Raw genomic sequence first — 23849 nt, forward strand, 5'->3', positions numbered from 1 at the left:
TCGAGAGTACGCACGCCCGCGTAATACCCACATCACCGCCGGATATGTGGCGGTGCTCGGCACCGGCTCTAGGCTCGTGGCATGTCTGCTCCCGTGCTTCTCGTGCTCGGCGCCGGTCCCGGTGTCGGTTTGGCCGTTGCCCGACTCTTCGCCCGTGACGGGTACGCGGTATCCCTGGCTTGTCGGTTACCGGAGGAGGCCGCGCCACTGGCCGAACAGTTACGTGGTGAGGGATTCGATGCGGAAGGTGTCGGAGTGGACCTGTCCGATCCGGCCGAGGTGACTCGGGTGGTCCGCGAGGTGGGGGAGCGGCAAGGCCGGATCGATGTGCTGCATTTCAACCCGAGCATCTTCCGGCAGTCCGACCCCTTGCAGCTGTCGGTGCCCGAGTTGATCGAGGACTTCACCATCGGCGCCGCCGCGCTGCTGCCCGCCGTGCAGGCGGCACTGCCGTTCTTCGCCGAGGGCGCACGGGTGCTGGTCACCGGAAGCGCCGCCGCCGACAAGCCGTGGAATCAGGCGGCCTCGCTCGGCGTGCAGAAGGCGGCCGTGCGCAATCTGGTAACCAGTCTCGATACCACGTTGGCGCCCAACGGCATTCGGGCCGTGGCCGTGCAGATCAACGGTGTGCTCGGCGCGGGCGCGTTCACCAGGGAACGGGTTGCCGAGGCGCTGCACGCCGCCGCGGGCCGGCCGCTCGACGACTGGACACCGCACGTGTCCTACAACGGGTAACGGCTGACTTATCGAGGCAGGATCGCGGCGAACTCCAGCGGCATATGCGCCGGTCCGCGCAGGTTCACGTGTTCGCGATAGACCGGCGGATCGGTGATCAGCCGCGGTGCTTCGACGCGCTGGGCGAACCGGGTGAGCGCCACCCGTGCCTCCAGCCGGGCGAGCGGAGCGCCGAGACAGAAGTGCGCGCCGAGTCCGAAGGCCAGGTGGCGGTTGTCGCGGGACGGGTCGAAGCGGTCCGGGTCGGTGAACACGGCCGGGTCGCGCTGCGCGGCGGCGATCAGCATCACCACCAGGTCACCGCGGCGGATGTCGATGTCGCCCACCGTCAAGTCGTCGGCGGCGATGCGCGGGATCAGCTGGACCGGTGGATCGAAGCGCAGTGTTTCCTCGACAATCGCCTGTGCCCGTTCGGGATTCGCGCGCAGTGCGGCGAGTTCGTCGGGACGGCGCAGCAGCGCCAGGGTCGCGTTCGCGATGAGGTTGACCGTTGTCTCGTGTCCGGCGACGAGCAGCAGCGCGCAGGTGGAGATCAGCTCCTCATGGGTGAGCATGTCTCCGGCGTCTTCCGCCGCGATCAGCTCCGACAGCAGGTCCGGTCCCGGTGTGGCGCGGCGGTGTTCGGTCAGCCGCTCGAAATAGGTGCTGAGTTCGGTTCCGGCGCGCTGCACTTGGGCCGGGTCGGCCCGGAATTCCGCAGCCTGCCGTGACGTCGGATCCAGCGTGCGGGCCAGCAGCGACGACCAATGGCTCAGCTGCGCTTCGTCTGCCAGTGGCACGCCGAGCAGTTCGCAGATGACGGTCACCGGTAGTGGATAGGCGAATTCGGTGACGGCGTCGAATGTCCCTGCGGCCGAGCGTTTGTCGAGAACGTCATCGACTATCTCGGTGATCCTCGGCTCCAGCCGCTGCACCACGCGCGGGGTGAAAGCCTTCGATACCAGTCGCCGCAGCCGGGTGTGGTCCGGCGGATCCAGGAAGAGGAACGATGGCTTGGCCTGCGCCGCTGTGGTTTTCGCCGCATCGTAGATCGGCATCGAGCCGAGCTGTAGTTTCGCCAGCGACCGGTCCACGCTCACCCGAGGGTCGCGCAGCACGGCCGTGCAGTCGGCATGGCTGGTTACGACGACGACCGGCGCGGTGCCGATTCGAAACGGCCCGGCCTCCCGTAGCCGGGCGAAGAGCGGGTAGGGATTCGGCCGGACCGCGGGGTCGAGCAAGCGTACGTAGTCGGCGGTCGACTCTGCTGCTGTCGTCATGGGACTCCCACCTGAAGGATCCGGCGGCAACCGGACAGGTAGTATTATTCCGATACTGACGGTAGGAATGCAATACCAAGATCAGGGGTAACGCCGCTTCGCTCCGACCGTGCGCGGCCACGGTCGCCGTTCGGTCGCACTCGTTCTGCGAGGATGTTTCCATGACCATCCGACGCCCGGCCGATGATTCGGTGTCCCGCGTCGTCGAGCTGCTCGGTGACCGGTGGACGATCCTGGTCATCGCCGAGGCGTTCTTCGGCGTGCGCCGGTTCAGCGATTTTGCCCGCAATATCGGCATCACCAATCGCAATCTGCTCACCAGCCGACTGCGCATGCTGATCGACGCGGGCATCTTCACCCGCACCGACGAGGGCGGCGGGCGGGTCGACTACCACCTCACCGCCGCGGGCCGCGAGCTCTACCCGATCATCATCGCGATGACCGCATGGGGCGACCGCCACCTGGCCGAGCCGGACGGCCCGCCGCTCATCCTCGAGCACCGCACCTGCGGGCACGCCATCACACCGCTGATGGTGTGCGACCACTGCCGTGCCGAACTCGACCCCCGCGACGTCGACCCGAGGCCCGGCCCCGGCTTCCACCCGGCCGCCACCACGGACGTGGCGATCTGACGATCAGGAGAGGGCGAGCGCGGCGGCGGTGATCGCTTCGGCCGCCCGATCCACGTCGGCGTCGGTGGTGCGCCAGTTGCTGAACGCGGCGCGCAGCGCCGGTATGCCGTCGTAAACCGTTGGTGTCACGAAGGTCTCGCCGCTGTCGGCGACCGCGGCGGCCAGCGCGTCGATCCGCTCGGGGGTGGCGCGGTCGGTGAGGGTGAAGCAGACGACGTTGAGGCGGACCGGCGCGACGAGCCGGAGCAGACCGGTCTCGGTGAGTTGCCCGGCCAGGCGGTTCGCGCCGGATATGTTGCGCTGCACGATGTCCCGGTGCCCGTCCCGGCCGTAGGCGGTCAGCGAGAACCATGCGGTGAGGGCACGCAGCCGCCGCGAGTTCTCCGGGACCAGGTGCCCGAAATCCGGTGTGCCGGTGGGGGCCGTCAGATACGCGGCGGCATTGAGGAAGACGCGTACCTGCAGATCCCGGCGCCGACTGAACTGGACCGCCGAGTCGTAGGGCACGTTGAGCCACTTGTGCAGATCGACACAGACCGAATCCGCCTCGCCGAGACCGTCGACGAGCGCGGCATGCTCCGGCGCCAGCGCCGCGAACGCGCCGAACGCACCGTCGACGTGCAGCCAGAACGGATAGCGTTGGCGCAGTGCGGCAATCGCGCGCAGGTCATCGAAGTCGACGGTGTTCACCGTCCCCGCGTTGGCGACCACGATGGCGGGCCTGCCATCGAGCGCGTCGAGGGCTTCGGCGAGCCGGTCTACGTCGACGGCTTCCCGGCCGGGCAGGGTCGGCACCAATCGCACACTGTCCCGGCCGATTCCGAGCATGGACAACGACTTCGAGATGCTCGAGTGCGGCGTCCCCGACAACACGGGCACCGGTCCGAGCGCACCGACACCGGCATCTGCCACCGAGATGCCGAGCTGTTCCCCCAACCACTCGCGCGCGATCGCCAGACCGACGAAGTTGGACATGGTCGCGCCGCTGACGAACGCGCCGGTGTGCTGGTCCAAGCCGAACAGCCGTCCGACCCAGCCCACCGTCTGGTGTTCCAGTTCGGTTGCCGACGAATCCTCGCCCGACATCGCGTTCTGATCGAGCGCCGCGGTCAGCCAATCGCCCGCGACCGAGGCCGGCGTGGCGCCACCGGTGACGAAGCCGAAGTAGCGCGGGCCCGCGCTGCCCGAGAACGCGGGCTCCCACCGCTCCCGGAACAGTGCGAGGGTCCGGCGCAGCCCGACGCCGTGTTCCGGAAGTTCCTCGGGCCCTACCTCTTTCGGTGTCCGGGCGACCGGCCGCGTCTCGATGCCGGTCAACACCTCCGTCGCCGACTCGCGCACGGCATCCAGCAGTGCGGGCAACTCAGCGAGATCGTTGGCTAGATTTTCGTCCACACCGCAGACGCTACGAGCCGCCTGCCCGGCTTGTCGGGAGCCAGTCCGAAGGTGCTGGCCTTACCGCGACGCCCCCTACCGCAGCGCGCTGCCCTGCACCCACTGATCCCACGGCACACCCCAGTCACCGTTCTGCCACACCTCCAGCGGCGCGCCGCCGGTATTGCGGACCTCGACCACATCGCCGGGGACCGAGAATTCGTAGAACCACCGTGCGTTCTCCGGACTGAGGTTCAGACAGCCGTGCGAGGTATTGGTATTGCCCTGCGCCCACATGGTGGAGGCCAGTTCGTGCAGGTAGATGCCGTCGGTGCTGATCCGGGTCGCCCAGTTGATGGTCTCCTTGTAGCCCAGCCGGGAGTTGACCGGCAGCCCGAAGGTGGAGGAGTCCATGATCACCGGGTTGGCCTTGCTCATCACCGTGTAGACGCCGGGCTGGGTCCAGAACGAGATCGTCTTGCCGCCGACGGTTTCGCTGCCGCCCATGCCCATCGAGGTGGGCATGGTGCGGACCAGCTTGCCGTTCTCGAAGACCTGAACCTGCTTGGTGTTGTCGTCGGCGATGGAGACGTGCGAGGCACCGATGGTGAACGACGCCTTGCTGTCCTCCTGGCCGTAGAGGCCGTTGCCGAGATCGACGGCGTAGATGTTGGCCGCGACCGTCACCTTCGTACCCGGTGTGTAGTACTCGCGCGGCCGCCAGTGCACGTGCCGGTTGTCGAGCCAGTACCACGAACCTTCGACCGGCGGCGTGGTGGTCACCGATAGCCGCTTCTCGGCAAGCGCCCGGTCGGGGACGTCCTCGTCGAAGTGGGCGGCGATGACGGCGCCGACGCCGAAGGTGCCGCCGTCGAGCAGCCCACCGCCGGTGGTCTCGAAGTAGACCTTGGTCTGGTTGTTCGGCGTCAATGTGGCGAACGACGAGGTCACCGGGCCACTGCGGCCGGTGATGGTGAGGCCCTCCGCGGTGATCGTGTAGGTGTGGCCGTAGCCGAGCGGTTCCGTTGGCTTCCACGCCGTCTTGTCCGGCGTGAAAATCCCCTCGATCCGCTTGCCCTGCTCGTTGGTCATGGTCACCGAGCTCAACATGCCGTCACCCGCGCTGACCTGCACCGGCGCGACCGGGTCGACGTCCTTCGCGCCCGGCGCCGGTGTGATGGAGATCGCGGCGGGTGGCGGGTCGGCCGAGGACGGCTGTTTCGACTCCGACGCTGAACAACCGGCAACCACCAGGGCGATGACCAGGATGACAATCCCGGCAACGCTGGATCGGAAGCGGCGACTCGACATGATTTCTCCTGTGTTCGCCGTGCGCTTCCCGCTGCGCACCCTCGACTTTCTGTCCCGCTCAGCGAGTTTACCGGCCCGGCGGCGCCGGATTTTCCATGCCGGAGCGCGGTCGGTGGCCGGGCCGGGGTCGTGTCATAGCGTCGGCCGGAAGAATTCGTGCAACGAGCCGGCCAGCGCCTCGGGAGCCTCCTCGGCCATGTGGTGGCCGGAGTCGATGCCGTGGCCGCGCACGTCGTCGGCCCAGTCCCGCCAGATCCGCAGTGGGTCGCCGTAGAGGTCCTCGAGATCGTCGCGCAGCGACCACAGAATCAGCGTGGGGCAGGTCAATCTGTTCCCGGCGGCACGGTCGGCCCGCTCGTGCCCGGCGTCGATCGTCACACCCGCGCGGTAGTCCTCGAGCATCGCGCGCACCACCTCGGGATTACGCATGGCCGCCCGCCACTCGTCGTAGTTTTCCTGACCCATGGCGCACGGGTCGCCCTGGTACCAGCTGTCCGGGTCGGCATTGATCACCCGCTCCGGAATGCCGGGCTGGGCGAAGAAGAACCAGTGCCACCATCGGGTGGCGAACTCGGCGGTGATACGGGACAGATGCTCGCTGATGGGCAGACAGTCCAGCAGTGCCACCCGCGAGACCGCCGCGGGGTGATCGAGGGCGAGCCGGAACGCGACGTAGCTGCCGCGGTCGTGCCCGGCCAGCGCGAACCGGCGATGGCCGAGTGAATCCAGCACTGCCACAATGTCGTTCGCCACGACTCGTTTCGAGTACCCCGCATGGTCATCGGTCGGCGCCGGACCACGTGACCGCCCGTATCCCCGCAGATCCGGGCAGACCACGGTGTAACCGCGTTCGACGAGTCGAGGCGCCACCCGATGCCAGGTCGCCGAGGTGCGCGGATGTCCGTGCAGCAGCACCACTGCCGGGCCGGACCCGCCATATCTGACGTGAATCGATGCGTCACCAACCGGGATTCGCGTGCTTTCGAAGTCGTCGAACATCACTCCAGCATCGTCGCCGGATCGCCGAACGTCTTGCGGTAGTTGCGCGGTGCGGTGCCGACCAGGTGGGCGAAGTGGTGTCGCAGGGAGGCGACCGAGCCGAAACCGGATTGCTCGGCGACGCGGTCGATCGGCAGGTCGGTGGTCTCCAGCAGGTGTTGCGCGTGCCGGATGCGGGCGTTGAGCAGCCAGTTCAGCGGGGTCGTTCCGAGCTGGGTCTCGAAGCGGCGCTGCAGGGTTCGGATGCTGAGGCCGGAGTGCTGAGCCAGGTCGGCGAGCGTCAGCGGCTGGGTGAGGTGCTGTTCGATCCAGCCCAGTAGCGGTTGCAGTGCGGTGGCGTCCCGCGGCGGCGCGGGACGGACGATGAATTGGGCTTGGCCGCCATCGCGTTGCAGCGGCGCCACCAGGAAGCGCGCGGTGTCGGTGGCGACCGCCGAGCCGTAGTCGCGGCGGACCATGTGCAGGCAGAGATCCAGACCCGCGGCGATACCCGCCGAGGTGAGGATCTTTCCGTTGTCGATGAACAGCACCGCGGGATCGACCTCGACGCGCGGATAGCGTTCGGCGAAGTAGTCGGCAATCTGCCAGTGGGTGGTCGCGCGCAGCCCGTCCAGCAGGCCCGCCGCCGCGAGCACGAAGGCGCCCGTGCAGATGGAGGCCACCACGGCGCCGCGGTCGGCCGCCCGGCGCACCGCGGCGACCACGCGTGGGTCCGGGTCCACCACGCTGGCCGCGCCGGGAACGATGACTATGTCCGCGTCGTCGGCGCTGTCGAGCGGCCAGATCGTCTGCAAGGTGAAGCAGTCTTGGCCGGAGGCGAGCGCCACGGTGGGTTCGCCACACATTCGCACGGTGTAGCCGGGAGTGCCGTCGGGGAGCCGCGCGGCCGCGAAAACCTGACCGCCTGCGACGAGGTCGAAGGCGTTGACACCGTCTGTGACGAGGATCGCCACCACCATCATGTCGCGATCTTAACGGAAGCTGTCATTGACGCCACTTGTTTGCCCATGATTTGCTGACTCACTATTGAGCGATCAACCGGCACGACAGGAAGGCTTGTGATGATCAGCATGACAACCGCTCCGCTGGACCGGAGACGTGTCGGCGCCCGGAGTAACGGATCCACCGGCTTACCTGACGCGGCGGTCGAACGCGCCGCGATCGAACGCTTCTACGAACTGCTGTTCCTGCAAGAGCACGACCAGATCTTGGACCTGGTCACCGACGACGTGCAGTTCCTCGCCCCATGGCAGTTGCCCGGCCTGCCCGGCCTCATCGATGGCCGCGAGGAACTGTACGAACACATGCTCTGGTGGAGTGCTGAACTGTGGCACGCCGGCCACCTCTCCCGCATCACCGTCCGCCCGTTCGCCGCCCCACATGCCTGGTTCGCCAACGTCGAGGGCGAATTCACCGGACGGGAGAGCGAACGGCTCTACCGTGCCGCGTATCTCGGTGAAGTCCGCTTCCGTGACGGCCGAATCGGCGAGGTGCGGCAGTATCACAACACGCTCAATCAGGTCATCGCATTGGGTGCGGACGTGCCGGGAATCAATGTCCCCGGATACGGGGTCGACTCGTATCGCGAAGACGCGAGCGGCGAGGGTGTAGCCGTCGCCTGACGGCTATCGGCCCGCTGAATCCTCCTGAGCGACGACCTCGAGCTGGGCGACCAGGAGTAGATCGAGTTGGTCGCGGCAATCGTGCAACGGCTGCACCGAGTGGGTGGCGCGGGCGTGCAGGACCGCTCCCTCGATCGCCGTGACAACGAACCCGGCCAGCGAGCGCGCGGCGGTGCTGCCGGCCTGCTCCAGTACCGCCGTGTACGCCGCGGTCCAGCTCTCGAACGCCGCGAGAGCGGCTGCTCGGATCGGCTCGGTCGTACCGTCGACGGTGGCGGCGGCGATCGGGCAGCCCAGCCGGAAATCGTGCTCGGTCAATGTTTTCTCCCACCGTCGCAACGCCGTGGTCACCGCTTCGCGTGGGCCGCCGCGCTCGGCGGCCGCGATGATCTCCGCCAAGATGCGATCGCCCGCGACCTGCGTCGCCGCCGCGATGAGCTCGTCTTTGCCGCCGGGAAAATACTGGTAGATGGACTGTCGCGCGGTCGAGCTGCGGTCGAGCAGGTCGCTGATTCCGGTGCCCTGGACGCCGCGCTCCTGGACGAGTCGGATCGCGGCATCGATCAGACGTTCGCGTGGTCCCGGCCTCATCACAAGCTCCTCGACTATCCCGAACTCCTTGAATAGAACGATCAGTCTATGATACACAGGAGTCATAGACCGATCGTTCTATCGAAACGGAGGTTCGACCATGACCACCAGCACGCACAACACCGTGACGGTCCGTCCGCAGCCTGGTGGCTGGGCCACCCTGCTCATCGACAATCCACCCATCAACCTGCTCGATGACCGGGTCTATCGGGAACTGGCCGATGCCCTCGACCAACTCGTGCGGGATCCCGAGACGCGGGTTGTCGTGCTGGAGTCGGCGGACCCGGACTTCTTCTCGGCGCATTTCGCCGTCGACCTGCCGCCCGAACGCCAGCAGGAACTCGCGGGCACCTACTCGCGGATCATCGCCGCCCTGCAATCGCCCGACCTGGTGAGCATCGCCAAAATCCGCGGCCGCGCGCGCGGCGGCGGGCACGAGCTGACCTTGCTGTGCGATATGCGCTTCGCCTCGGCCGACTCCGCCGTGATCGGTCAACCCGAGGTCACCAACGGACTGATCCCCGGCGGCGGCGCCCTCCAGCTGCTTCCCCTGCTGATCGGCCGGGCCCGCGCGCTCGAACTCATGCTGAGCGGACGCAATATCGACGGCAGCACCGCCGAACGCTACGGCGTGGTGAATCGCGCGCTGCCCGACGACGAACTCGACGACTACGTCGCCGAATTGGCGACGCGAATCGCCGGGCACTATCCCACCGCGCTGGCCGAGATCAAGCAGGCGGTCAACCGCCGCCACCTGCCGCCGGCGACCGAATTCGCCACGGACATCAAGGTTTTCGAGCGTCTGCTGAACGCGCCCGAGGTTCGCGCGATGCTCGACGCCAGGCTCGCGGAGGGACTGCAGACCAGGGGACCGCTCGAATACAGCCTCGGCGACTAGAGCCTGTCTCGGGTGCGCTACCCAGGTGGCCGCACATCCAGCAGTTGTTCGAAGAATCCGCCGATGTTGTTCGCCCGGTCCACCAGGTGGATCTCCAGAATCCAATGGCAGACACGGCCTTTGGGATCGAGGCGGCGCATCGGCGTGGTCGATCCCGCGGCGACGTACGAGGTGAGTTCGGTGCCGGAGATCTGCTTGTGCGGGAACTCGCCGACCAGATGCCCGGCGATCTCGGCGGTGAATTCCCACCCCTGTTCGGCCGCTTGCGCGGAAACCCAGGCGTAGAGCTGCTCACCGGTGATATCGGGATGCGCATCGAAGTAGGCGCGTCCCTGCTCCCACAACGGCTCCAGCGCGTCCCGCAACGCCAGCTTGGCCGGATCGTCGCCGAGCACATAGGTGCGGCCGAAATCGGCTTCCCATTCCGCGAAGATCGGCCCGAAGTCCAGGAAACAGATGTCGTCCGCGCCGATGATCCGGTCCGGCGGGTTCGCGCTGTACGGCTCGAGGGTGTTGATCCCGGACCGCACGATCCGCTTGTGCCAGTACCGTCGCGTCCCGAACATCTCGTCGGCCAAATCCCGCACCGCGTCGCTCACCTCGGATTCGCGCACTCCCGGCGCGATGATCCCGCGGCCGACCACCTCGTCGAACAACGCGACCGCCTTGGCCTCGGCGGCCAGCAGCGCCGAAACACGTTCGGCCTCGGCCACATCCAGCGTCTCCATGAAACGACCCTAGATCATCCGGACGCGTGGCCCCCCAGGCCGATCCGTCGCAGCGTGTTTCCCGCCGGATTCGCCGGGTAGGGCCACAGCAGAACGACCCCACACAAGAGGAAGGTATGGCAATGGCCATCGATCAGGAGACCGGCGCGATCACGGGGACCAAGGACAAGGACTTCAACCTCATCTGGTTCACCGAACAATGCCTGAGCAATGCGCTGCGCATGGAGATCTATGCCCAGGACGCCGAACGCGCGGGCGACACCGAGCTCGGTGAGTTCTTCCGGCGCGCACAGCGCGAGAGCCAGAAGGGCGGAGAACAGGGCAAGGCACTGCTCGCCAAGCGATTGGGCTGATACTCCACCGACACAGAATGGACGTGATCCCCATGGCCACCTGCGACACCTGCGGAAACGAATACGACAAAACCTTCACGGTCACCCGCGACGGCATTTCGTCGACGTTCGACAGCTTCGAATGCGCCGTCTCCGCGCTTGCCCCGGACTGCGCGCATTGCGGCTGCCGCATCCTGGGCCACGGGATAGAGGCCGAACACCACATCTTCTGCTGCGCCCACTGCGCCCGTAAGGCCGGTCACCTCGCAGTAGTCGATCACGTCTGACCCGACCCGACCCCGGCCGCATCCGACCGGAAAAATGTGCTCCTGAAGCAGGCCCCCTGCCTCAGGAGCACGTTCTGTGCATCGAGTCCGCCGCACCGGGAGAATTCCCGGTATGCCGGGGTTGACGAACAGGTTGGTCGGAGCCGAGATCTTTACGGGCTGCACGCCGACGGCTGGCATGACATGCATCTGCATGCTCGTATCAAGGGCGGGTATGCGGTGGGCATGAGTGGACCTGAGAAGGATCGGACGACGGCGGACGTGCAGGAACAAGAGGCGGACTTCGCGGACGAACATTCGAAGCCGACGCATGCCGAGGAGCATCCCAAGGGGGCCGAGCTCGAAACCGACGAGTCGACCCCGGACGGTCACGCCGGGATGGACGCCTAGATCCGGCGGAGCCGGGCCAGCCACGCCACCACATCGACCGAGCCCGATTCGGGCATGCCCAGTTCCGCGGCCTCCTCGGCCACCCACTCGGTGACCCGGCCGCGATACTTCGTGACCCGCAGGTCCTCCAGTTCCCAACCGGCGTCGAATGATTCGCGGATCACCGCATCACTGATCCGCGGACCGAACCCGGGCTCGGCATCGGAAAGGGCGAGGACGTGGACCAGTCCGCCCGGCTCGCACAGTGCGTGCAGGCTTCGCACGTAGGCGGCCCTGGCCTCGGGCTCGGTGCCGAAGACGTGGAACAGGGCGCTGTCCACGATGGTGTCGTAGGTGGGCACGGCATCGGGAGCTCGATCGCCGAAGGCGAGTGCGTCGGCGACTTCGAATCGGGCGGCCGGGATCTGCTGCGCGGCAGCGTTTTCGCGAGCGAACTCGACGGCGCTGGGCGATAGATCGATACCGAGCACGTCGTAACCCAGTTTCGTCAGCAAGATGGTGTGTTCGCCTGCCCCACACCCGATGTCGAGCACGCGGCCACGAATCCAGCCGTCGCGCTCCAACTCTACGATCGCGGGCTGCGGTTCACCGATCACCCATGGCGCGGTGTCGTTGTCATATGCGGAATCCCAGATTTCAGCAGGTCGAGTCATACGCCCCATGGTTCACCCTGAACTGAGGTTGAGGTCAACAGTCGACCGGCCGCGGGCGCCGGTATACCGGGCAATGCTCATCTGGGACTTCCAACTGGACGACGGCTGCCGCGCCCCGGCGAGCTCGCGGGATCGAGCTCGCCGGACGGCGTGGGAGTCAGGCGACGGCGACCAAGCGGGCCGCGTTCGCGGACTCGTCGTCGGCGGCCTGGTTGGCGGCCAATTCGGCGTGCACCCGGTCGCTGTAGCGAGTGAGCTCGCGCTCGGCGTCCGCGGCATCCCAGCCGAGCCGCGACCCGATCAAGAAGGCCACCTCGGCGGCCGCGGCCAGACCGCGGTCCGCCGCCTCGATGGAGATGCGGGTCCGTCGGGTCAGCACGTCATCGAGATGCAGTGCGCCCTCATGGGTTACCGCGTACACGACCTCAGCGCCGAGGTACTCGTCGGCGCCGGTCAGCGGCTTCGCCAGGTCCGGATCCACCGCGATCAGCTCGAACAGATCGTGCACGGCGGAACCGTAGCGTCCGAGCAGGTGCTCGACGGTGGCTTTCGGCAGCCCGGCACGCTGCGCCAGGCTGTCGAGATCGGCGGCCATCTCCTGGTAGCCGACCGCGCCCAGGATCGGCAGCTTGTCGGTCACCGACGGCGCGACCGCGCGGCCGAGGCCGTGCACCGCCGCGTCGACGACATCAGCGGCCATCACCCGGTAGGTGGTGTACTTGCCCCCCGCGATCACGAACAGACCCGGAACCGGTTCGGCCACCGCGTGTTCCCTGGACAGCGTGGCGGTGTCGCTGGACGCGCCGGACAGTAGCGGACGCAGCCCGGCATAGGTGCCGACGATGTCGTCGCGGGTCAGCGGATCGCGCAGCACCGCGTTGACGTGATCGAGGATGTACTGCACATCGGCGTAGCTCGCGGACGGATGGTCCTTGTCCAGCGACCAATCCGTGTCGGTGGTGCCGATGATCCAGTGCTGGTGCCACGGGATCACGAACAGCACGCTCTTCTCGGTGCGCATGATCAGCCCGGTGTCCAGGTCGAGCCGCTCGCGCGGCACCAGGATGTGCACGCCCTTGGAAGTCCGCACGTGGAACGGGAATTCGACGCCGGTCATCTTGTTCATCTCGTCGGTCCAGACGCCGGTCGCGCTGATCACCCGGCGCGCCCGCACGGTGTATTCGCGGCCGGTCTCCAGATCGGTGACGTGCGCGCCGATTACCCGCTCGCCGTCCCGCAGCAGCCCGGTGACCTTGGTGCGGGTGAGCACCGTCGCGCCGTGCTGGGCCGCGGTGCGGGCGATCATCATGGTGTGCCGCGCGTCGTCGACCTGCGCGTCGAAGTAGCGGATGGCGCCGGTCATCGAGTCCGGCCGCAGCGCGGGTGCCAATTCCAGTGCGCGCGTGCGGGTCAGGTGCCGGTGCATGGGCAGTGCCCTGGCCCCGCCGATCGTGTCGTACAGGGCGACGCCCGCGCCGATGTAGGCGCGTTCCCACACCCGGTGCTGTAGCGGCAGCAGGAACGACACCGGCCGCACCAGGTGCGGCGCCAGCTTGTTCAGCAGCAGGCCGCGTTCCTTCAATGCCTCACGCACCAGCCAGAAGTCCAGCTGTTCGAGGTAGCGCAGCCCGCCGTGGATGAGCTTGCTGGATCGGCTCGATGTCCCCGCCGCGAAGTCCCTGGCTTCCACCAGGGTGACGCTCAGGCCGCGCGACGCGGCGTCGAGCGCCGCGCCCGCGCCGACCACGCCGCCGCCGATCACCAGCACATCGATCTCGTTGTCGCCCAGCGCGTTCACGGCGTTGGCGCGGTAGATCGGATCTAATCGTGCGGACATCAATTTTCTCCTTCGTTCTGAAATAGGCGCAAGCTCAGTGCGGTTCGCCGATTTACTCGTCGACGTCGATCCAGTCGAGGGTGCGCGAGACGGCCTTCTTCCAGCGGGCGTAGCCGCGTTCGCGCTGCTCCTCGGTTCCGGTGGGATGCCAGCGCTTGTCTTCGTGCCAGTTCTGTTCGAGTTCGTCGGTGCTGCTCCAGAATCCGACGGCCAGGCCCGCCGCATAGGCGGCACCGAGCGCGGTGGTCTCCGCGACCACCGGACGCGATACCGGCACGCCGAGGAAGTCGGCCTGCAACTGCATGCACAACTCGTTGGCGGTCACGCCGCCGTCCACCCGCAGGACGTCGAGCGTCACGCCGGAGTCGGCCTGCATCGCCTCGACGACGTCCCTGGTCTGGTAGCAAATGGATTCCAGCGTCGCCCGCGCCAGATGGGCGTTGGTGCTGTAGCGGGACAGTCCGACGATCGCGCCCCGCGCGTCCGAACGCCAGTAGGGCGCGAACAGCCCGGAGAACGCGGGCACGAAGTACACGCCGCCGTTGTCCTCGACCTGCCTGGCCAGCGACTCACTTTGGGACGCACCGGAAATGATGCCCAGCTGGTCGCGCAGCCACTGCACCGCCGACCCGGTCACCGCGATCGAACCCTCCAGCGCGTACACCGGCTTCTCGTCACCGAACTGGTAGGCGACCGTGGTGAGCAGTCCGTGCTGCGACCGCACGATCTCGTTACCGGTGTTGAGCAGCAAGAAGTTTCCGGTGCCGTAGGTGTTCTTCGCCTCGCCGGGACGGAAACACACCTGACCGACCGTCGCCGCCTGCTGATCACCGAGCACACCGGCCAGCGGTACCTCACCGCCGAACGGTCCGTCGGCCCGCGTCTTGCCGTACAGGTCCGGGTTCGACGACGGTGCGATGGTGGGCAGCATCGCCCGCGGAATTCCGAAGATGGCCAGCAGTTCGTCGTCCCAGTCGGAGGTTTCCAAATTCATCAGCATGGTGCGGCTGGCATTGGTCGGGTCGGTGACGTGCACGCCGCCGTCGACCCCGCCGGTCAGATTCCACAGCAGCCAGCTGTCCGTGGTGCCGAAGATCGCCTCGCCCCGCTCGGCCGCCGCCGCGACGCCCGGCACGTTGTCCAGGATCCAGCGCAGCTTGCCGCCGGAAAAGTAAGTGGCAGGCGGCAATCCGGCCTTGTGCCGGATGGTGTCACCGTGGCCGGCCCGCTCGAGCTCGGCGGCGATGCGATCGGTGCGGGTGTCCTGCCAGACGATCGCGTTGCAGTACGGACGCCCGGTCCTGCGGTTCCACACCACGGTGGTTTCCCGCTGGTTGGTGACGCCGACCGCGGCGAGGTCGCTCGCGTCCAGATCGGCCTTGGTGAGCGTGCTCTGGATGACCGCCCTGGTGCGCTCCCAGATCTCGGTCGGGTCGTGCTCCACCCAGCCCGCGCGCGGCAGAATCTGCTGGTGCTCGAGCTGGTGACGGGCAACCTCGTTGCCGCTGTGATCGAACACCATGAAGCGCGTGCTCGTGGTGCCCTGGTCGATGGCGCCGACATACTGGCTCATCGTGGTCCTTTCGAAAAAAAATTACTGCGAGACAAGGAGATTCAGAAAAGGACCTGTGCGGCCAGCCCGGCGAGCACGCCGCCCGCCAACGGACCGACGATGGGCACCCAGGCATAGCTCCAGTCGGAACTCTTGCGACTGGGCCCAGGGGAAGCAGTGCGTTCGGGGACCTGTTCGGCCGAATACCCGCCGACACCCGCGGGCTCCCGAACCGGGGCCGCCGCCACCCCCTTGCTGACCGGCAGCAGCGCATGCGCGAGCCGAGGCCCGAGATCGCGCGCCGGGTTGATGGCATAGCCCGTCGGGCCACCGAGCGAAGCGCCGATACCGACGACGAGCAGCGCGGCGGCGAGCGGGCCGAGCCCGGTCGCGGTATGGCCGATGGACAGCAGCACCAGCACCAGGGCGAAGGTGGCGATCAGCTCGGTCGCGAAGTTCCAGCGCAGCCCGCGGATCGCGGGACCGGTGGCGAAGACACCCAGCTTCTTCGCGTCGTCGGTCTCCTCGTCGAAATGCCGCTTGTACGCCACATAGGCGAGATTCGCGCCGATGAACGCGCCGACCAGCTGCCCCGTGATGTACGCGATCGTGGCGGAGACCGTGATGTCGATGCCGGGTGCGTACTGGTCCGCTCCGCTGGCCAGGACACCGAGGGTGTACGCGGGATTGAGGTGGCCGCCGGTCTTGTAGGCGACATACACCCCGGCCATCACGCCGAGGCCCCACCCCATATTGATCAGTAGCCAGCCGCCGTTGAATCCCTTGGATTTGGTCAGCAACGCATTTGCGACCACGCCGACACCGAGTAGCACCAGCATCGCCGTGCCGAGTGCTTCGCTCAGGAAAATCGAGCCGAAGTTCACCGTTGAGCCTCCGTTCGCCCTGCCGGGCGCGGACGCGACCCTGCGAAAGTCGACGTTACGACGGGATCGCGGGACCGGACATAGCGCCCGTTCGACAATGCTGAACGGTCGGGGTGGTTGTGCCGAGCCGCTGCCGCTACTGTCAGGCGCCCGAGGGGGTGAACATGACGCACGTCACACCGGCGCGCCGGGTGCGTAGCCTGCCGTTCAGCACATGTTCGACATTGTCGAATCGAGAGATTAGGTTTCGGTGCATGCCCGGTCCGATCCAATCGATCGAACGAGCGGCGGCCATCCTGCGGCTGCTGGCCCGCGGCACCGGTCGGCTCGGCGTCGGCGAGATCGCCGGCGCGCTCGGCCTCGCCAAACCCACCGCGCACGGGATCCTGCGCACCTTGCAGGGCGTCGGCTTCGTCGAACAGGACCCGGCGACCGGCAAATACCAGCTCGGTGCGGCCCTGGTACACCTCGGCACCAGTTACCTCGACGCCAACGAGCTGCGTTCCCGCGCGATCAACTGGGCCGACGCACTGGCCGCGCGCACGGGCGAGTCGGTGCGCATCGGCGCCCCGGTGGATGGCAGCGTGGTGGTGGTCCACCACGTCTTCCGGCCGGACAACACCGAACAGGCGCTGGAACTCGGTGAACTGCTGCCGCCGCACGCCACCGCGCTCGGCAAGGTCCTGCTGGCCTACGACGCGGAACTCGCGGCCACGGTGCGCGGCGGCAAGCTGACCTCGCTCACCCGTCGCACCATCGTCGACCGGGCCGCCCTCAATCGAGCCCTTACCGCCGTCCGGCAGGCGGGCTGGGCCGGGGACACCGAGGAGTTCCGGCCCGGCGAAGCGGGCATCGCGGCGCCCATCCGCGCGCACGGTGGACTTGTGGTGGGTGCCATCGGGATCAGCGGCCCGGTCGACCGGCTGTGCGACCCGCAATTGCGGCACCGGCAGGCACTGGTCGGCCATGTGCGGGACGCCGCGCACGCGGTGTCCCGGGATCTCGGCGCCGGACACTGAACACATCCATTCGTCGTAGGAGAGGACGCGGATGACGCAACGTTTTGTGCTCGCGATCGACCAGGGCACCACCTCGACCCGGTGCATCCTGTTCGACCAGCGCGCACGCCTGGTCGGTGTGGCCCAGCGCGAGCATCACCAGCACTATCCGCGGCCGGGCTGGGTCGAGCAGGACGCGATGGAGATCTGGCGCAATGTCGATCGGATCGTGCCACAGGCGCTGCGCGATTCCGGCATTACCGCCGATCAGGTTGCGGCCCTTGGCATCGCGAACCAGCGGGAGACCACGGTGGTGTGGGATCGGCGCACCGGTGCGCCGATCCGGCGGGCTATCGTCTGGCAGGACGTGCGCACCGAGGAGTTGGTCCGCGAATTCGAGGAAAAGCCCGGCGCGGACCGGATTCGGGAGCTGTGCGGGTTACCGCTGGCCACCTATTTCGCCGCGCCGCGGCTGCGCTGGCTGCTCGATACCATTCCCGGCCTGCGGGATCGGGCCGAACGGGGCGAGGTGCTGTTCGGCACCATGGAAACCTGGCTCATCTGGAATCTCACCGGCGGCGTCGACGGCGGCCTGCACCTCACCGACGTCACCAATGCCAGCCGCACCCTGCTGATGAATCTCGCCACTCGCACCTGGGACACGGAACTGCTGAGCTTCTTCGGGATTCCCGCCGCAATGCTGCCGCGCATCCAGCCGTCGATCGCGCCCTACGGCACCACCCGCCGTGTCGTGCCGGGCATCCCGATCGCCGCCGCACTCGGCGACCAGCACGCGGCACTGTTCGGCCAAACCTGTTTCGCCCGTGGGGAAACCAAATGCACCTACGGTACCGGCGGATTCCTCATGATGAACACCGGCAGCGAACTGGTGCAGTCGAAGCACGGCCTGCTCACCACCATCGGTTATCAGATCGGCCCCGAGCCCGTCTACGCCCTGGAGGGGCCGATCGCGGTCACCGGCTCGCTGGTGCAGTGGGTGCGCGACAATATCGGCTTGGTCGCCAGCGCACCGGAGATCGAAACCCTCGCTCGCACAGTGCAAGACAACGGCGGTTGCTACATCGTGCCCGCGTTCTCCGGGCTGTATGCGCCGCATTGGCGCAGTGACGCCCGCGGTCTCATCGCGGGCCTGACGTCCTATATCACCAAGGGCCACATTGCTCGTGCGGTCCTGGAGGCCACCGCATGGCAGACCCGTGAGGTGGTCGACGCGATGAACGCCGACTCGGGCTTGCAGGCCCGTGCGCTGCGCGTGGACGGCGGCATGACCTCCGACAACCTGCTGATGCAGATCGTCGCCGATGTCCTCGATGTTCCGGTCATGCGCCCGTTCAACGCCGAAACCGTCTCGCTCGGTGCGGCTTACGCCGCCGGACTCGCCGTCGGCTACTGGCCGGACCTGGAGGGCCTGCGCAACAACTGGCGGTTGGCCGCGCAATGGCTGCCGCAGATGGACCCGATCCACCGCGCCGACGAATACGAGAACTGGCAGCGCGCCGTGCAATTGACCTTCGGCTGGCTGCGCGCAAAACGCCGACGGGATGAAGCCGGGACGCGCTGACTAGCCGACGCTGCTAGCCGCGCTCGGCACCGGAGCACGCAGCGACCCGGCGATATTCGCCCGGACCCGGGCGGCGGTCCGCCGCAACCGGCCACCCTCCAGCCCGGCTTCGAGTTCGAGCCGGATGCGGCCGTTCCGCAGCGCGGTCCGCAAACCCGTTGTCACGCCGGATATTTCGGCGACCGCCAGCGCGGCCCCGGTCTGGAACTTTCGTTCCGAAGCGGTCTCCGGTGCGTCGTCGGAGGTGGCGATCAAGAATCGGTCGGGGACCGAGAGCTTGTGGATGGTGCGCATGGTGAGCAGGTATTGGCGCAGCAGGGAACCGCTGGTGTAAGGCAAATCGTACTTGTCGCACAGTGCGCGAACCCGTTGCGCGATCTCGGCGTAGCGGTTGCTGGGGAGGTCGGGGAACAGGTGGTGTTCGATCTGGTAACACAGGTTTCCGCTGGCGAAGGCCAGGGTCGGACCCGCGTCGAAGTTCGCGGTGCCGAGCATCTGCCGCAGGTACCACTCCGACTTGGTCTCGTCCTCGAGCGCAGCGGGCGTGAACTTCTCCGCGCCGTCGGGGAAGTGGCCGCAGAAGATGACCACGTAGGCCCAGGCATTGCGGACGACATTGGCGGTCACATTCGCGGTCAGCGCGCGGCGCCAGCGCTTCCCGCTCAGCGCGGGGAACAGCACGTAGTCCTTGATGGCCTGGCGGGAGACCTTCCGCAGGAACGCCTGGGTCAGTGCGCGCTTCTCGGACTTCGTCTCGACCCGGTCCCGGTCCGCGTACAGCCCGTGCAGACCGATGCCCCACTCGAAGGTGGTGGCCAGCAACAGGTTTTGCAGCGGCTGCGCGAGATGGCTCGGTCGCCACTCCTGGTCCCTGGTCACCCGCATTACGCCGAAGCCGATGTCGTCGTCCATGTCCAGGACGTTGGTGTAGAGGTGGTGGCGGAAGTTGTGCGAGTACTTCCACTGGGTGGACAGCCCGACCATGTCCCACTCCCAGGTGGTGGAGTGGATTTCCGGATCGTTCATCCAATCCCATTGACCATGCGAGACGTTGTGCCCGATCTCCATGTTCTCGATGCTCTTCGCCGCCGCGAGCGCCGCGGTGCCGAGTAGCCAGCCCGTTTTGTTCCGGTTGACCGCGATCAGCAGCCGGGCGACGGTGTCGAGCGCCCGCTGGAAGCGGATGGTGCGCCGGATGTAGGCGGCGTCGCGGCCGCCGAGCGATTCGCTGACGTCCCGGTGGATCGCGTCGAGCTCGGTGCCGAGCGCCTCGATGTCTTCCTTGCTCAGGTGCGCGTACACGGCAATGTCGGTGATAGCCATTGGTCCTCTTCGGATGGATCAGCTGCGCGGGGGCAGGAAGCCGGGTCGGGCCGCCGTATGTCGGGATCGGCGTTGCTCGGGTGACCCAAGCTCGATGGTCGGCCGAATACGAGGCCGACGACGATGATTCTTACTTCGACGCTACCACCGCCCCGGACACCGGCACGGGAACAGCAGGCGGACGCGAGAACAACGGGACGTGGCGGCGTCGGATCGCCGGTCAGGACACGATGCGATCGCGTTGGCGAGGGATAGCGCGCGGCTCGACGCGCGGAGGGGGTTGAATAGAGGGGATTGGCTATTCGCGGCCGATCGGAGGAGGCTCGACGGATGAGTCAGGAAAGCGGGCAAGGGTCCGGGCTGTTCAGCCATGACACCATTCCCATTCAGGTGTATACCCCTGCCGAGAGCAGTGACGTACATCATCAACCGGTATTCAGTAGAGCCGAAGATGGTTCCGGGTCTGTTGTCGGGGAGGTCCCGCCGCACGCCTGACACCGGACATGACGCGAGCCCCCGCATCTCCTCGCGAGATGCGGGGGCTCGCGCGGTTTTCCTCCCCGGAGCTGACGACCTGTTGTTCAATAAGTGAACAGTCGCTAGTCAATGTTGATGGGAAGCACATGGGAACTCTCGATGGCAAGGTCGCCATTGTCTCCGGCTCAGGCCGCGGCATCGGCCGTGAGATCGCGCTGAAGCTGGCCGGTGAGGGCGCGAGGGTAGTGGTGAACGATCTCGACGCCGAACCGGCCAAGGAGACCGTCGCCGCGGTCGAAGCCGCTGGCGGGCAGGCGGTTTCGTGTGTCGGCAGCGTTACCGAGGACGGCTTCGCCGAACGGTTCGTGCAGACCGCGGTCGATGAGTTCGGCGGGCTGGACATCATCATCAACAACGCCGGCTACACCTGGGATTCGGTGATCCAGAAGATGACCGACGAGCAGTGGGACGCGATCCTCGACGTACACCTCAAGGCGCCGTTCCGAATCCTGCGGGCCGCACAGCCGGTGATCGCGGCCGCCGTGAAGAAGGCCAAGGCGGCCGGGGAACCGGTGCCGTGCCGCAAGGTCGTCAACATCTCCTCGCTGGCGGGCACCGGAGGCAATGCGGGACAGGCGAACTACTCGTCGGGGAAGGCGGGCATCATCGGCCTCACCAAGGCGCTCGCCAAGGAGTGGGGCCGCTACAACGTCACAGTGAACGCGGTCGCGTTCGGGCTGATCAAGACCCGGCTCACCGAGGCGCCCGCGGGCACCGGCGGCACGATCGATGTGCAGGGCAAGGAAATCAAGGTCGGCGTGAACCCGAACCTGCTCGCCGCGATGGAGCAGATGGTGCCACTCGGCCGCGGTGGCACGCCGACCGAGGCGGCGGGTGCGGTGTACTTGCTCTGCATTCCCGAGTCCGACTACGTCAGCGCGCAGACCCTGGTCTGCGGCGGCGGATTCAACATCTAGTACCCGCCGGTTTCCCGAGGGAGCGATAGTGGTGAACGGGCCGGGCCTGGTTCGTCCGGCCCGCAACACCAGGCCGGCGAACCGGCGTGCACTGATCATCGCCGCGGCCGCGGATCTGTTCTCCCGCAACGGATACCCGAACGTCGGCATGGGCGAGGTCGCCGAGGCGGTGGCCATCGGGCCGTCCGCGCTGTACCGGCATTTCCGCGGCAAGCAGAGCCTGCTGGCAACGGTCGTCGACGAGGCATTGACCGCCTTCGCCGCCGCGGTCGATACGGCGGCGGGACAACCCGACGAGGTCGCGACCACGCTGGCCACGACCGTGCTCGCGCGCCGCGATGTCGGGGTGCTGTGGCGGCGTGAGGCCCGCCATCTGTCCGTGCGAGACCGGGCGGCATTTCGCGCACAGGCCAGGCAGCTCGGCGCACGCCTCGCCGAGATCATCGCCGCCCGCCGCCCCGGACTGGATCCGATTGCCGCGGACCTGCTCTCCTGGGGCGCCTTGGCGGTCGCCAATAGCGTGTCATTCCATCGTCTTTCGCTGCCGGAACCCGAATTCACCACGCTGCTGGGCGAACTCATCGGCGCGGTGATCACCGCACCGAATCCGACGTTGGGTCAGCGGCGAGACCACGACACCGAACCCGCGCCGCTCGCCGTGCGCTCGCGTCGCGAAGCGACCGTCCCCTCGCGTCGCGAAGCTATCGTAACCGAGACGATCAACCTCTTCGCCGACCGCGGTTTCGTGCGCGTCAGCATGGATGAAATCGGTGCCGCTGTCGGCATTGCCGGGCCGAGCGTCTACAACCACTTTCCGGCCAAAGTGGACATCCTCCTGGCAGCCATCGTCCGTGGCGAAGAACGGCTCCGGATCGACATGCAGCGCGCACTCGCCCAGGCGGCCGATCCACGCGACGGCCTCGAACGCCTGCTCGCGGGTTACAGCACCTTCGTCTTCGCGAATCCCCACCTCATCCAGACCCTTGCCGCGGAGGCCGGACACCTCCCCGACGCGCATCGGCAGCGCGCCGAGCTGGCGCAACGCGCCTACATCGCCGAGTGGGTCCGCCTGCTCCGCGGGCTCTACCCAGACGTGGACCCGGTGCCCGCCCGCGTCAGAGTTCACGCCGCGCAATCGATGCTGAACGACCTCGCCCTCACCCCGCACCTGCGCGCGTATCCGGGCATAGCGTCTGCCGCCGCCGCCCTCGGCGCCGAAGTGCTCGCGCTATCCGGCGGCGCTGCGACGCCCACCCGATAGCGGCAGTCAGCGCGCCGACGAACCCGTGAGGATCTGGGCGGACGGCGCGGCGGCCACCGCACCGGCGACCGCCGCCTCGGCCTCGGCGACGTCGGAGCGTGGCGCGTCGGCGGGGTAGTAGTCGGCCGTTCTGGTGCCGGTGAAGAAGTCGCCTGCCCAGCCGATCGCCACTGTCCGCAGCGTCGAGATGTTCACGCTTTCCGGCGTGCCACAGAGCAGATCGCCCATCATGTCGCCGCTGGTGCCCTCGGCGTCGGTGTGTACGCCCGAGTCGATGCGGATGCCGACGTATGACCGGTGGAGCAGTTGCTGGACGGCGGCGGTGCCGCTGCCCAGGCTGTTGCACAGCGATGGAGGAGCCGAGATCGTCAGGATGGGGATGGCGGTGGTGTCGAGATCGGTGAGCGCGCGTTCGGTGTTGTTGCCCAGGAAGGACTTCACCGGGTCGAGCAGGACCAGGCCGCGCAGGGCGGGCCAGGTTTCCGGGTAGGTGGTGTGCAGGCGGTGGGCGACGTACTCGATCGCCTCCGCGCCCGCCGAGTGGCCGATGAAGACGAACTGGCCCGGCATCCGCAGTTCCGGTCGCCGGGCCGAGTGTGCGGCCACGGCAAGGCTTTGCGCGAGCGGACCACTGGGATCGCTTGCGGTGCCGAAGAGGTGGGCGACATTGTTCAGGAAGCCGGTGTTGTCGCCCAGGTTCTGCAAGGTACAGCCGGAGATGTCCAGAAACGGCAGGCTCGGCGCGAAAACGAGATAGCCTGCGGCGGCGAAACTTCGGGCCAGGTAGGCGACATTGGCATTGGTGCGGGCGAAACCGTGTTGCAGCCAGATCGAACCCCGCGGGCTGCCCGTGGGTAGATACCAGTCCGCGTTCTGCCGCAGTGTGCTTGCGGCGCACGGGATGTCGATGGTCGCCGGGATGCCGACGGGATCCGCGGCCGTCGCTGTCGCGGTGCTGAGGGTGAGGGCGGTGCAGAGGGTGGCGACCGCGAAGGCGGGACCTCGAAGGTTCATCGTGACTCCAGCGACGAGCGCGCTGTTTCCTGTAGCGAAATATCGTTTCTTTCTTGTTTGCCCATTAGCGCCCAGTCGTGGGTTTCTGTCAAGTGCGGCGACTGTGGCATCTGTCCTGCGACACGCGGGAACC

24 protein-coding genes are annotated in these 23849 nt (G+C 67.4%); 11 read left to right on the plus strand and 13 right to left on the minus strand.

Annotation, left to right across the window (positions count from 1 at the left end; translation table 11 throughout):
- Window positions 1–81: 81 nt before the first annotated feature.
- On the plus strand, window positions 82–735 hold the full coding sequence (locus ACFK0J_RS08015) for an SDR family oxidoreductase (protein ID WP_378737974.1): 654 nt from the start codon (window positions 82–84) through the stop codon (window positions 733–735).
- A gap of 8 nt (window positions 736–743) precedes the next feature.
- Here the strand turns inward: ACFK0J_RS08015 and ACFK0J_RS08020 are convergent, their stop codons facing one another.
- Window positions 744–1994 (minus strand): cytochrome P450, encoded by a 1251-nt coding sequence (locus ACFK0J_RS08020; RefSeq protein WP_378737976.1) that lies wholly within the window; start codon window positions 1992–1994, stop codon window positions 744–746.
- Between the two features lie 161 nt (window positions 1995–2155).
- Here ACFK0J_RS08020 and ACFK0J_RS08025 point away from each other — a divergent pair, with 161 nt between their 5' ends.
- Window positions 2156–2626 carry a winged helix-turn-helix transcriptional regulator gene (locus ACFK0J_RS08025; RefSeq protein ID WP_378737978.1) on the plus strand — a complete coding sequence of 157 codons (471 nt, stop codon included), beginning with the start codon at window positions 2156–2158 and terminating at the stop codon, window positions 2624–2626.
- Window positions 2627–2629: 3 nt separating this feature from the next.
- Here the strand turns inward: ACFK0J_RS08025 and ACFK0J_RS08030 are convergent, their stop codons facing one another.
- The 4 genes from ACFK0J_RS08030 to ACFK0J_RS08045 form a co-directional block, all read right to left on the minus strand.
- Entirely contained in the window at window positions 2630–4021 is a 1392-nt protein-coding gene (locus ACFK0J_RS08030; protein ID WP_378737980.1) for a pyridoxal phosphate-dependent decarboxylase family protein, read from the minus strand.
- Window positions 4022–4096: 75 nt separating this feature from the next.
- Window positions 4097–5311, minus strand: coding sequence for an Ig-like domain-containing protein (locus ACFK0J_RS08035; RefSeq protein WP_378737982.1), 1215 nt, complete (start codon window positions 5309–5311; stop codon window positions 4097–4099).
- Window positions 5312–5443: 132 nt separating this feature from the next.
- Window positions 5444–6310 (minus strand): alpha/beta fold hydrolase, encoded by an 867-nt coding sequence (locus ACFK0J_RS08040; protein ID WP_378737984.1) that lies wholly within the window; start codon window positions 6308–6310, stop codon window positions 5444–5446.
- The gene (locus ACFK0J_RS08045) at window positions 6310–7272 is read right to left on the minus strand and encodes a GlxA family transcriptional regulator (RefSeq protein WP_378737986.1); all 963 of its coding nucleotides are present in this window, start codon (window positions 7270–7272) and stop codon (window positions 6310–6312) included. The genes ACFK0J_RS08040 and ACFK0J_RS08045 overlap by 1 nt, the downstream gene beginning before the upstream one ends.
- A gap of 99 nt (window positions 7273–7371) precedes the next feature.
- On the opposite strand from ACFK0J_RS08045, the gene ACFK0J_RS08050 reads away from it, so the two are divergent.
- Entirely contained in the window at window positions 7372–7932 is a 561-nt protein-coding gene (locus ACFK0J_RS08050) for a nuclear transport factor 2 family protein (protein ID WP_378737988.1), read from the plus strand.
- A 3-nt stretch (window positions 7933–7935) separates the two neighbouring features.
- On the opposite strand, the gene ACFK0J_RS08055 is transcribed toward ACFK0J_RS08050, so the two are convergent.
- Window positions 7936–8523, minus strand: a complete 588-nt coding sequence (locus tag ACFK0J_RS08055; protein ID WP_378737990.1) for a TetR/AcrR family transcriptional regulator — start codon at window positions 8521–8523, stop codon at window positions 7936–7938.
- Between the two features lie 100 nt (window positions 8524–8623).
- Between ACFK0J_RS08055 and ACFK0J_RS08060 the strand changes: the two genes are divergently transcribed.
- Complete coding sequence (locus tag ACFK0J_RS08060; protein ID WP_378737992.1) at window positions 8624–9421, plus strand: enoyl-CoA hydratase/isomerase family protein; 798 nt, start codon at window positions 8624–8626, stop codon at window positions 9419–9421.
- A gap of 17 nt (window positions 9422–9438) precedes the next feature.
- On the opposite strand, the gene ACFK0J_RS08065 is transcribed toward ACFK0J_RS08060, so the two are convergent.
- Window positions 9439–10149 (minus strand): M24 family metallopeptidase, encoded by a 711-nt coding sequence (locus ACFK0J_RS08065; RefSeq protein ID WP_378737994.1) that lies wholly within the window; start codon window positions 10147–10149, stop codon window positions 9439–9441.
- 122 nt (window positions 10150–10271) lie between these two features.
- On the opposite strand from ACFK0J_RS08065, the gene ACFK0J_RS08070 reads away from it, so the two are divergent.
- From ACFK0J_RS08070 to ACFK0J_RS08080, 3 genes are all read left to right on the plus strand, one after another.
- The gene (locus ACFK0J_RS08070; RefSeq protein ID WP_378737996.1) at window positions 10272–10502 is read left to right on the plus strand and encodes a hypothetical protein; all 231 of its coding nucleotides are present in this window, start codon (window positions 10272–10274) and stop codon (window positions 10500–10502) included.
- Between the two features lie 32 nt (window positions 10503–10534).
- On the plus strand, window positions 10535–10768 hold the full coding sequence (locus tag ACFK0J_RS08075) for a hypothetical protein (protein ID WP_378742703.1): 234 nt from the start codon (window positions 10535–10537) through the stop codon (window positions 10766–10768).
- 225 nt (window positions 10769–10993) lie between these two features.
- Window positions 10994–11158 (plus strand): hypothetical protein, encoded by a 165-nt coding sequence (locus ACFK0J_RS08080; protein WP_378737998.1) that lies wholly within the window; start codon window positions 10994–10996, stop codon window positions 11156–11158.
- On the opposite strand, the gene ACFK0J_RS08085 is transcribed toward ACFK0J_RS08080, so the two are convergent.
- From ACFK0J_RS08085 to ACFK0J_RS08100, 4 genes are all read right to left on the minus strand, one after another.
- The gene (locus tag ACFK0J_RS08085; RefSeq protein ID WP_378738000.1) at window positions 11155–11811 is read right to left on the minus strand and encodes a class I SAM-dependent methyltransferase; all 657 of its coding nucleotides are present in this window, start codon (window positions 11809–11811) and stop codon (window positions 11155–11157) included. The genes ACFK0J_RS08080 and ACFK0J_RS08085 overlap by 4 nt on opposite strands.
- A 157-nt stretch (window positions 11812–11968) precedes the next feature.
- Window positions 11969–13648 carry a glycerol-3-phosphate dehydrogenase gene (glpD, locus tag ACFK0J_RS08090; RefSeq protein WP_378738002.1) on the minus strand — a complete coding sequence of 560 codons (1680 nt, stop codon included), beginning with the start codon at window positions 13646–13648 and terminating at the stop codon, window positions 11969–11971.
- A 52-nt stretch (window positions 13649–13700) separates the two neighbouring features.
- Complete coding sequence (gene glpK, locus ACFK0J_RS08095; RefSeq protein ID WP_378738004.1) at window positions 13701–15221, minus strand: glycerol kinase GlpK; 1521 nt, start codon at window positions 15219–15221, stop codon at window positions 13701–13703.
- 41 nt (window positions 15222–15262) lie between these two features.
- The gene (locus ACFK0J_RS08100; RefSeq protein WP_378738006.1) at window positions 15263–16084 is read right to left on the minus strand and encodes an MIP/aquaporin family protein; all 822 of its coding nucleotides are present in this window, start codon (window positions 16082–16084) and stop codon (window positions 15263–15265) included.
- Window positions 16085–16338: 254 nt separating this feature from the next.
- Between ACFK0J_RS08100 and ACFK0J_RS08105 the strand changes: the two genes are divergently transcribed.
- The gene (locus tag ACFK0J_RS08105; protein ID WP_378738008.1) at window positions 16339–17103 is read left to right on the plus strand and encodes an IclR family transcriptional regulator; all 765 of its coding nucleotides are present in this window, start codon (window positions 16339–16341) and stop codon (window positions 17101–17103) included.
- A 31-nt stretch (window positions 17104–17134) separates the two neighbouring features.
- Window positions 17135–18664 (plus strand): glycerol kinase GlpK, encoded by a 1530-nt coding sequence (glpK, locus tag ACFK0J_RS08110; protein WP_378738009.1) that lies wholly within the window; start codon window positions 17135–17137, stop codon window positions 18662–18664.
- Here the strand turns inward: glpK (ACFK0J_RS08110) and ACFK0J_RS08115 are convergent, their stop codons facing one another.
- A complete protein-coding gene (locus tag ACFK0J_RS08115) occupies window positions 18665–19987 on the minus strand; it encodes a fatty acid desaturase family protein (RefSeq protein WP_378738011.1) in 1323 nt (440 codons plus the stop codon).
- Between the two features lie 623 nt (window positions 19988–20610).
- Here ACFK0J_RS08115 and ACFK0J_RS08120 point away from each other — a divergent pair.
- On the plus strand, window positions 20611–21441 hold the full coding sequence (locus ACFK0J_RS08120; protein WP_378738013.1) for an SDR family NAD(P)-dependent oxidoreductase: 831 nt from the start codon (window positions 20611–20613) through the stop codon (window positions 21439–21441).
- 31 nt (window positions 21442–21472) lie between these two features.
- Window positions 21473–22702 (plus strand): TetR/AcrR family transcriptional regulator, encoded by a 1230-nt coding sequence (locus ACFK0J_RS08125; protein WP_378738015.1) that lies wholly within the window; start codon window positions 21473–21475, stop codon window positions 22700–22702.
- Window positions 22703–22708: 6 nt separating this feature from the next.
- On the opposite strand, the gene ACFK0J_RS08130 is transcribed toward ACFK0J_RS08125, so the two are convergent.
- On the minus strand, window positions 22709–23716 hold the full coding sequence (locus tag ACFK0J_RS08130) for an alpha/beta hydrolase (RefSeq protein ID WP_378738017.1): 1008 nt from the start codon (window positions 23714–23716) through the stop codon (window positions 22709–22711).
- Window positions 23717–23849: the final 133 nt, after the last annotated feature.

This window comes from Nocardia brasiliensis (assembly GCF_042691675.1).
GTDB classification, from domain to species: Bacteria; Actinomycetota; Actinomycetes; order Mycobacteriales; family Mycobacteriaceae; genus Nocardia; species Nocardia brasiliensis_D.

Bases quoted from the DNA above. Each gene is read 5' to 3' on its own strand.
- ACFK0J_RS08015 (WP_378737974.1), top strand. From the start codon at position 82: ATGTCTGCTCCCGTGCTTCTCGTGCTCGGCGCCGGTCCCGGTGTCGGT.
- ACFK0J_RS08020 (WP_378737976.1), bottom strand. From the start codon at position 1,994: ATGACGACAGCAGCAGAGTCGACCGCCGACTACGTACGCTTGCTCGAC.
- ACFK0J_RS08025 (WP_378737978.1), top strand. From the start codon at position 2,156: ATGACCATCCGACGCCCGGCCGATGATTCGGTGTCCCGCGTCGTCGAG.
- ACFK0J_RS08035 (WP_378737982.1), bottom strand. From the start codon at position 5,311: ATGTCGAGTCGCCGCTTCCGATCCAGCGTTGCCGGGATTGTCATCCTG.
- ACFK0J_RS08040 (WP_378737984.1), bottom strand. From the start codon at position 6,310: ATGTTCGACGACTTCGAAAGCACGCGAATCCCGGTTGGTGACGCATCG.
- ACFK0J_RS08045 (WP_378737986.1), bottom strand. From the start codon at position 7,272: ATGATGGTGGTGGCGATCCTCGTCACAGACGGTGTCAACGCCTTCGAC.
- ACFK0J_RS08050 (WP_378737988.1), top strand. From the start codon at position 7,372: ATGATCAGCATGACAACCGCTCCGCTGGACCGGAGACGTGTCGGCGCC.
- ACFK0J_RS08055 (WP_378737990.1), bottom strand. From the start codon at position 8,523: ATGAGGCCGGGACCACGCGAACGTCTGATCGATGCCGCGATCCGACTC.
- ACFK0J_RS08060 (WP_378737992.1), top strand. From the start codon at position 8,624: ATGACCACCAGCACGCACAACACCGTGACGGTCCGTCCGCAGCCTGGT.
- ACFK0J_RS08065 (WP_378737994.1), bottom strand. From the start codon at position 10,149: ATGGAGACGCTGGATGTGGCCGAGGCCGAACGTGTTTCGGCGCTGCTG.
- ACFK0J_RS08070 (WP_378737996.1), top strand. From the start codon at position 10,272: ATGGCCATCGATCAGGAGACCGGCGCGATCACGGGGACCAAGGACAAG.
- ACFK0J_RS08075 (WP_378742703.1), top strand. From the start codon at position 10,535: ATGGCCACCTGCGACACCTGCGGAAACGAATACGACAAAACCTTCACG.
- ACFK0J_RS08080 (WP_378737998.1), top strand. From the start codon at position 10,994: ATGAGTGGACCTGAGAAGGATCGGACGACGGCGGACGTGCAGGAACAA.
- ACFK0J_RS08085 (WP_378738000.1), bottom strand. From the start codon at position 11,811: ATGACTCGACCTGCTGAAATCTGGGATTCCGCATATGACAACGACACC.
- glpD (WP_378738002.1), bottom strand. From the start codon at position 13,648: ATGTCCGCACGATTAGATCCGATCTACCGCGCCAACGCCGTGAACGCG.
- glpK (WP_378738004.1), bottom strand. From the start codon at position 15,221: ATGAGCCAGTATGTCGGCGCCATCGACCAGGGCACCACGAGCACGCGC.
- ACFK0J_RS08105 (WP_378738008.1), top strand. From the start codon at position 16,339: ATGCCCGGTCCGATCCAATCGATCGAACGAGCGGCGGCCATCCTGCGG.
- glpK (WP_378738009.1), top strand. From the start codon at position 17,135: ATGACGCAACGTTTTGTGCTCGCGATCGACCAGGGCACCACCTCGACC.
- ACFK0J_RS08115 (WP_378738011.1), bottom strand. From the start codon at position 19,987: ATGGCTATCACCGACATTGCCGTGTACGCGCACCTGAGCAAGGAAGAC.
- ACFK0J_RS08120 (WP_378738013.1), top strand. From the start codon at position 20,611: ATGGGAACTCTCGATGGCAAGGTCGCCATTGTCTCCGGCTCAGGCCGC.
- ACFK0J_RS08130 (WP_378738017.1), bottom strand. From the start codon at position 23,716: ATGAACCTTCGAGGTCCCGCCTTCGCGGTCGCCACCCTCTGCACCGCC.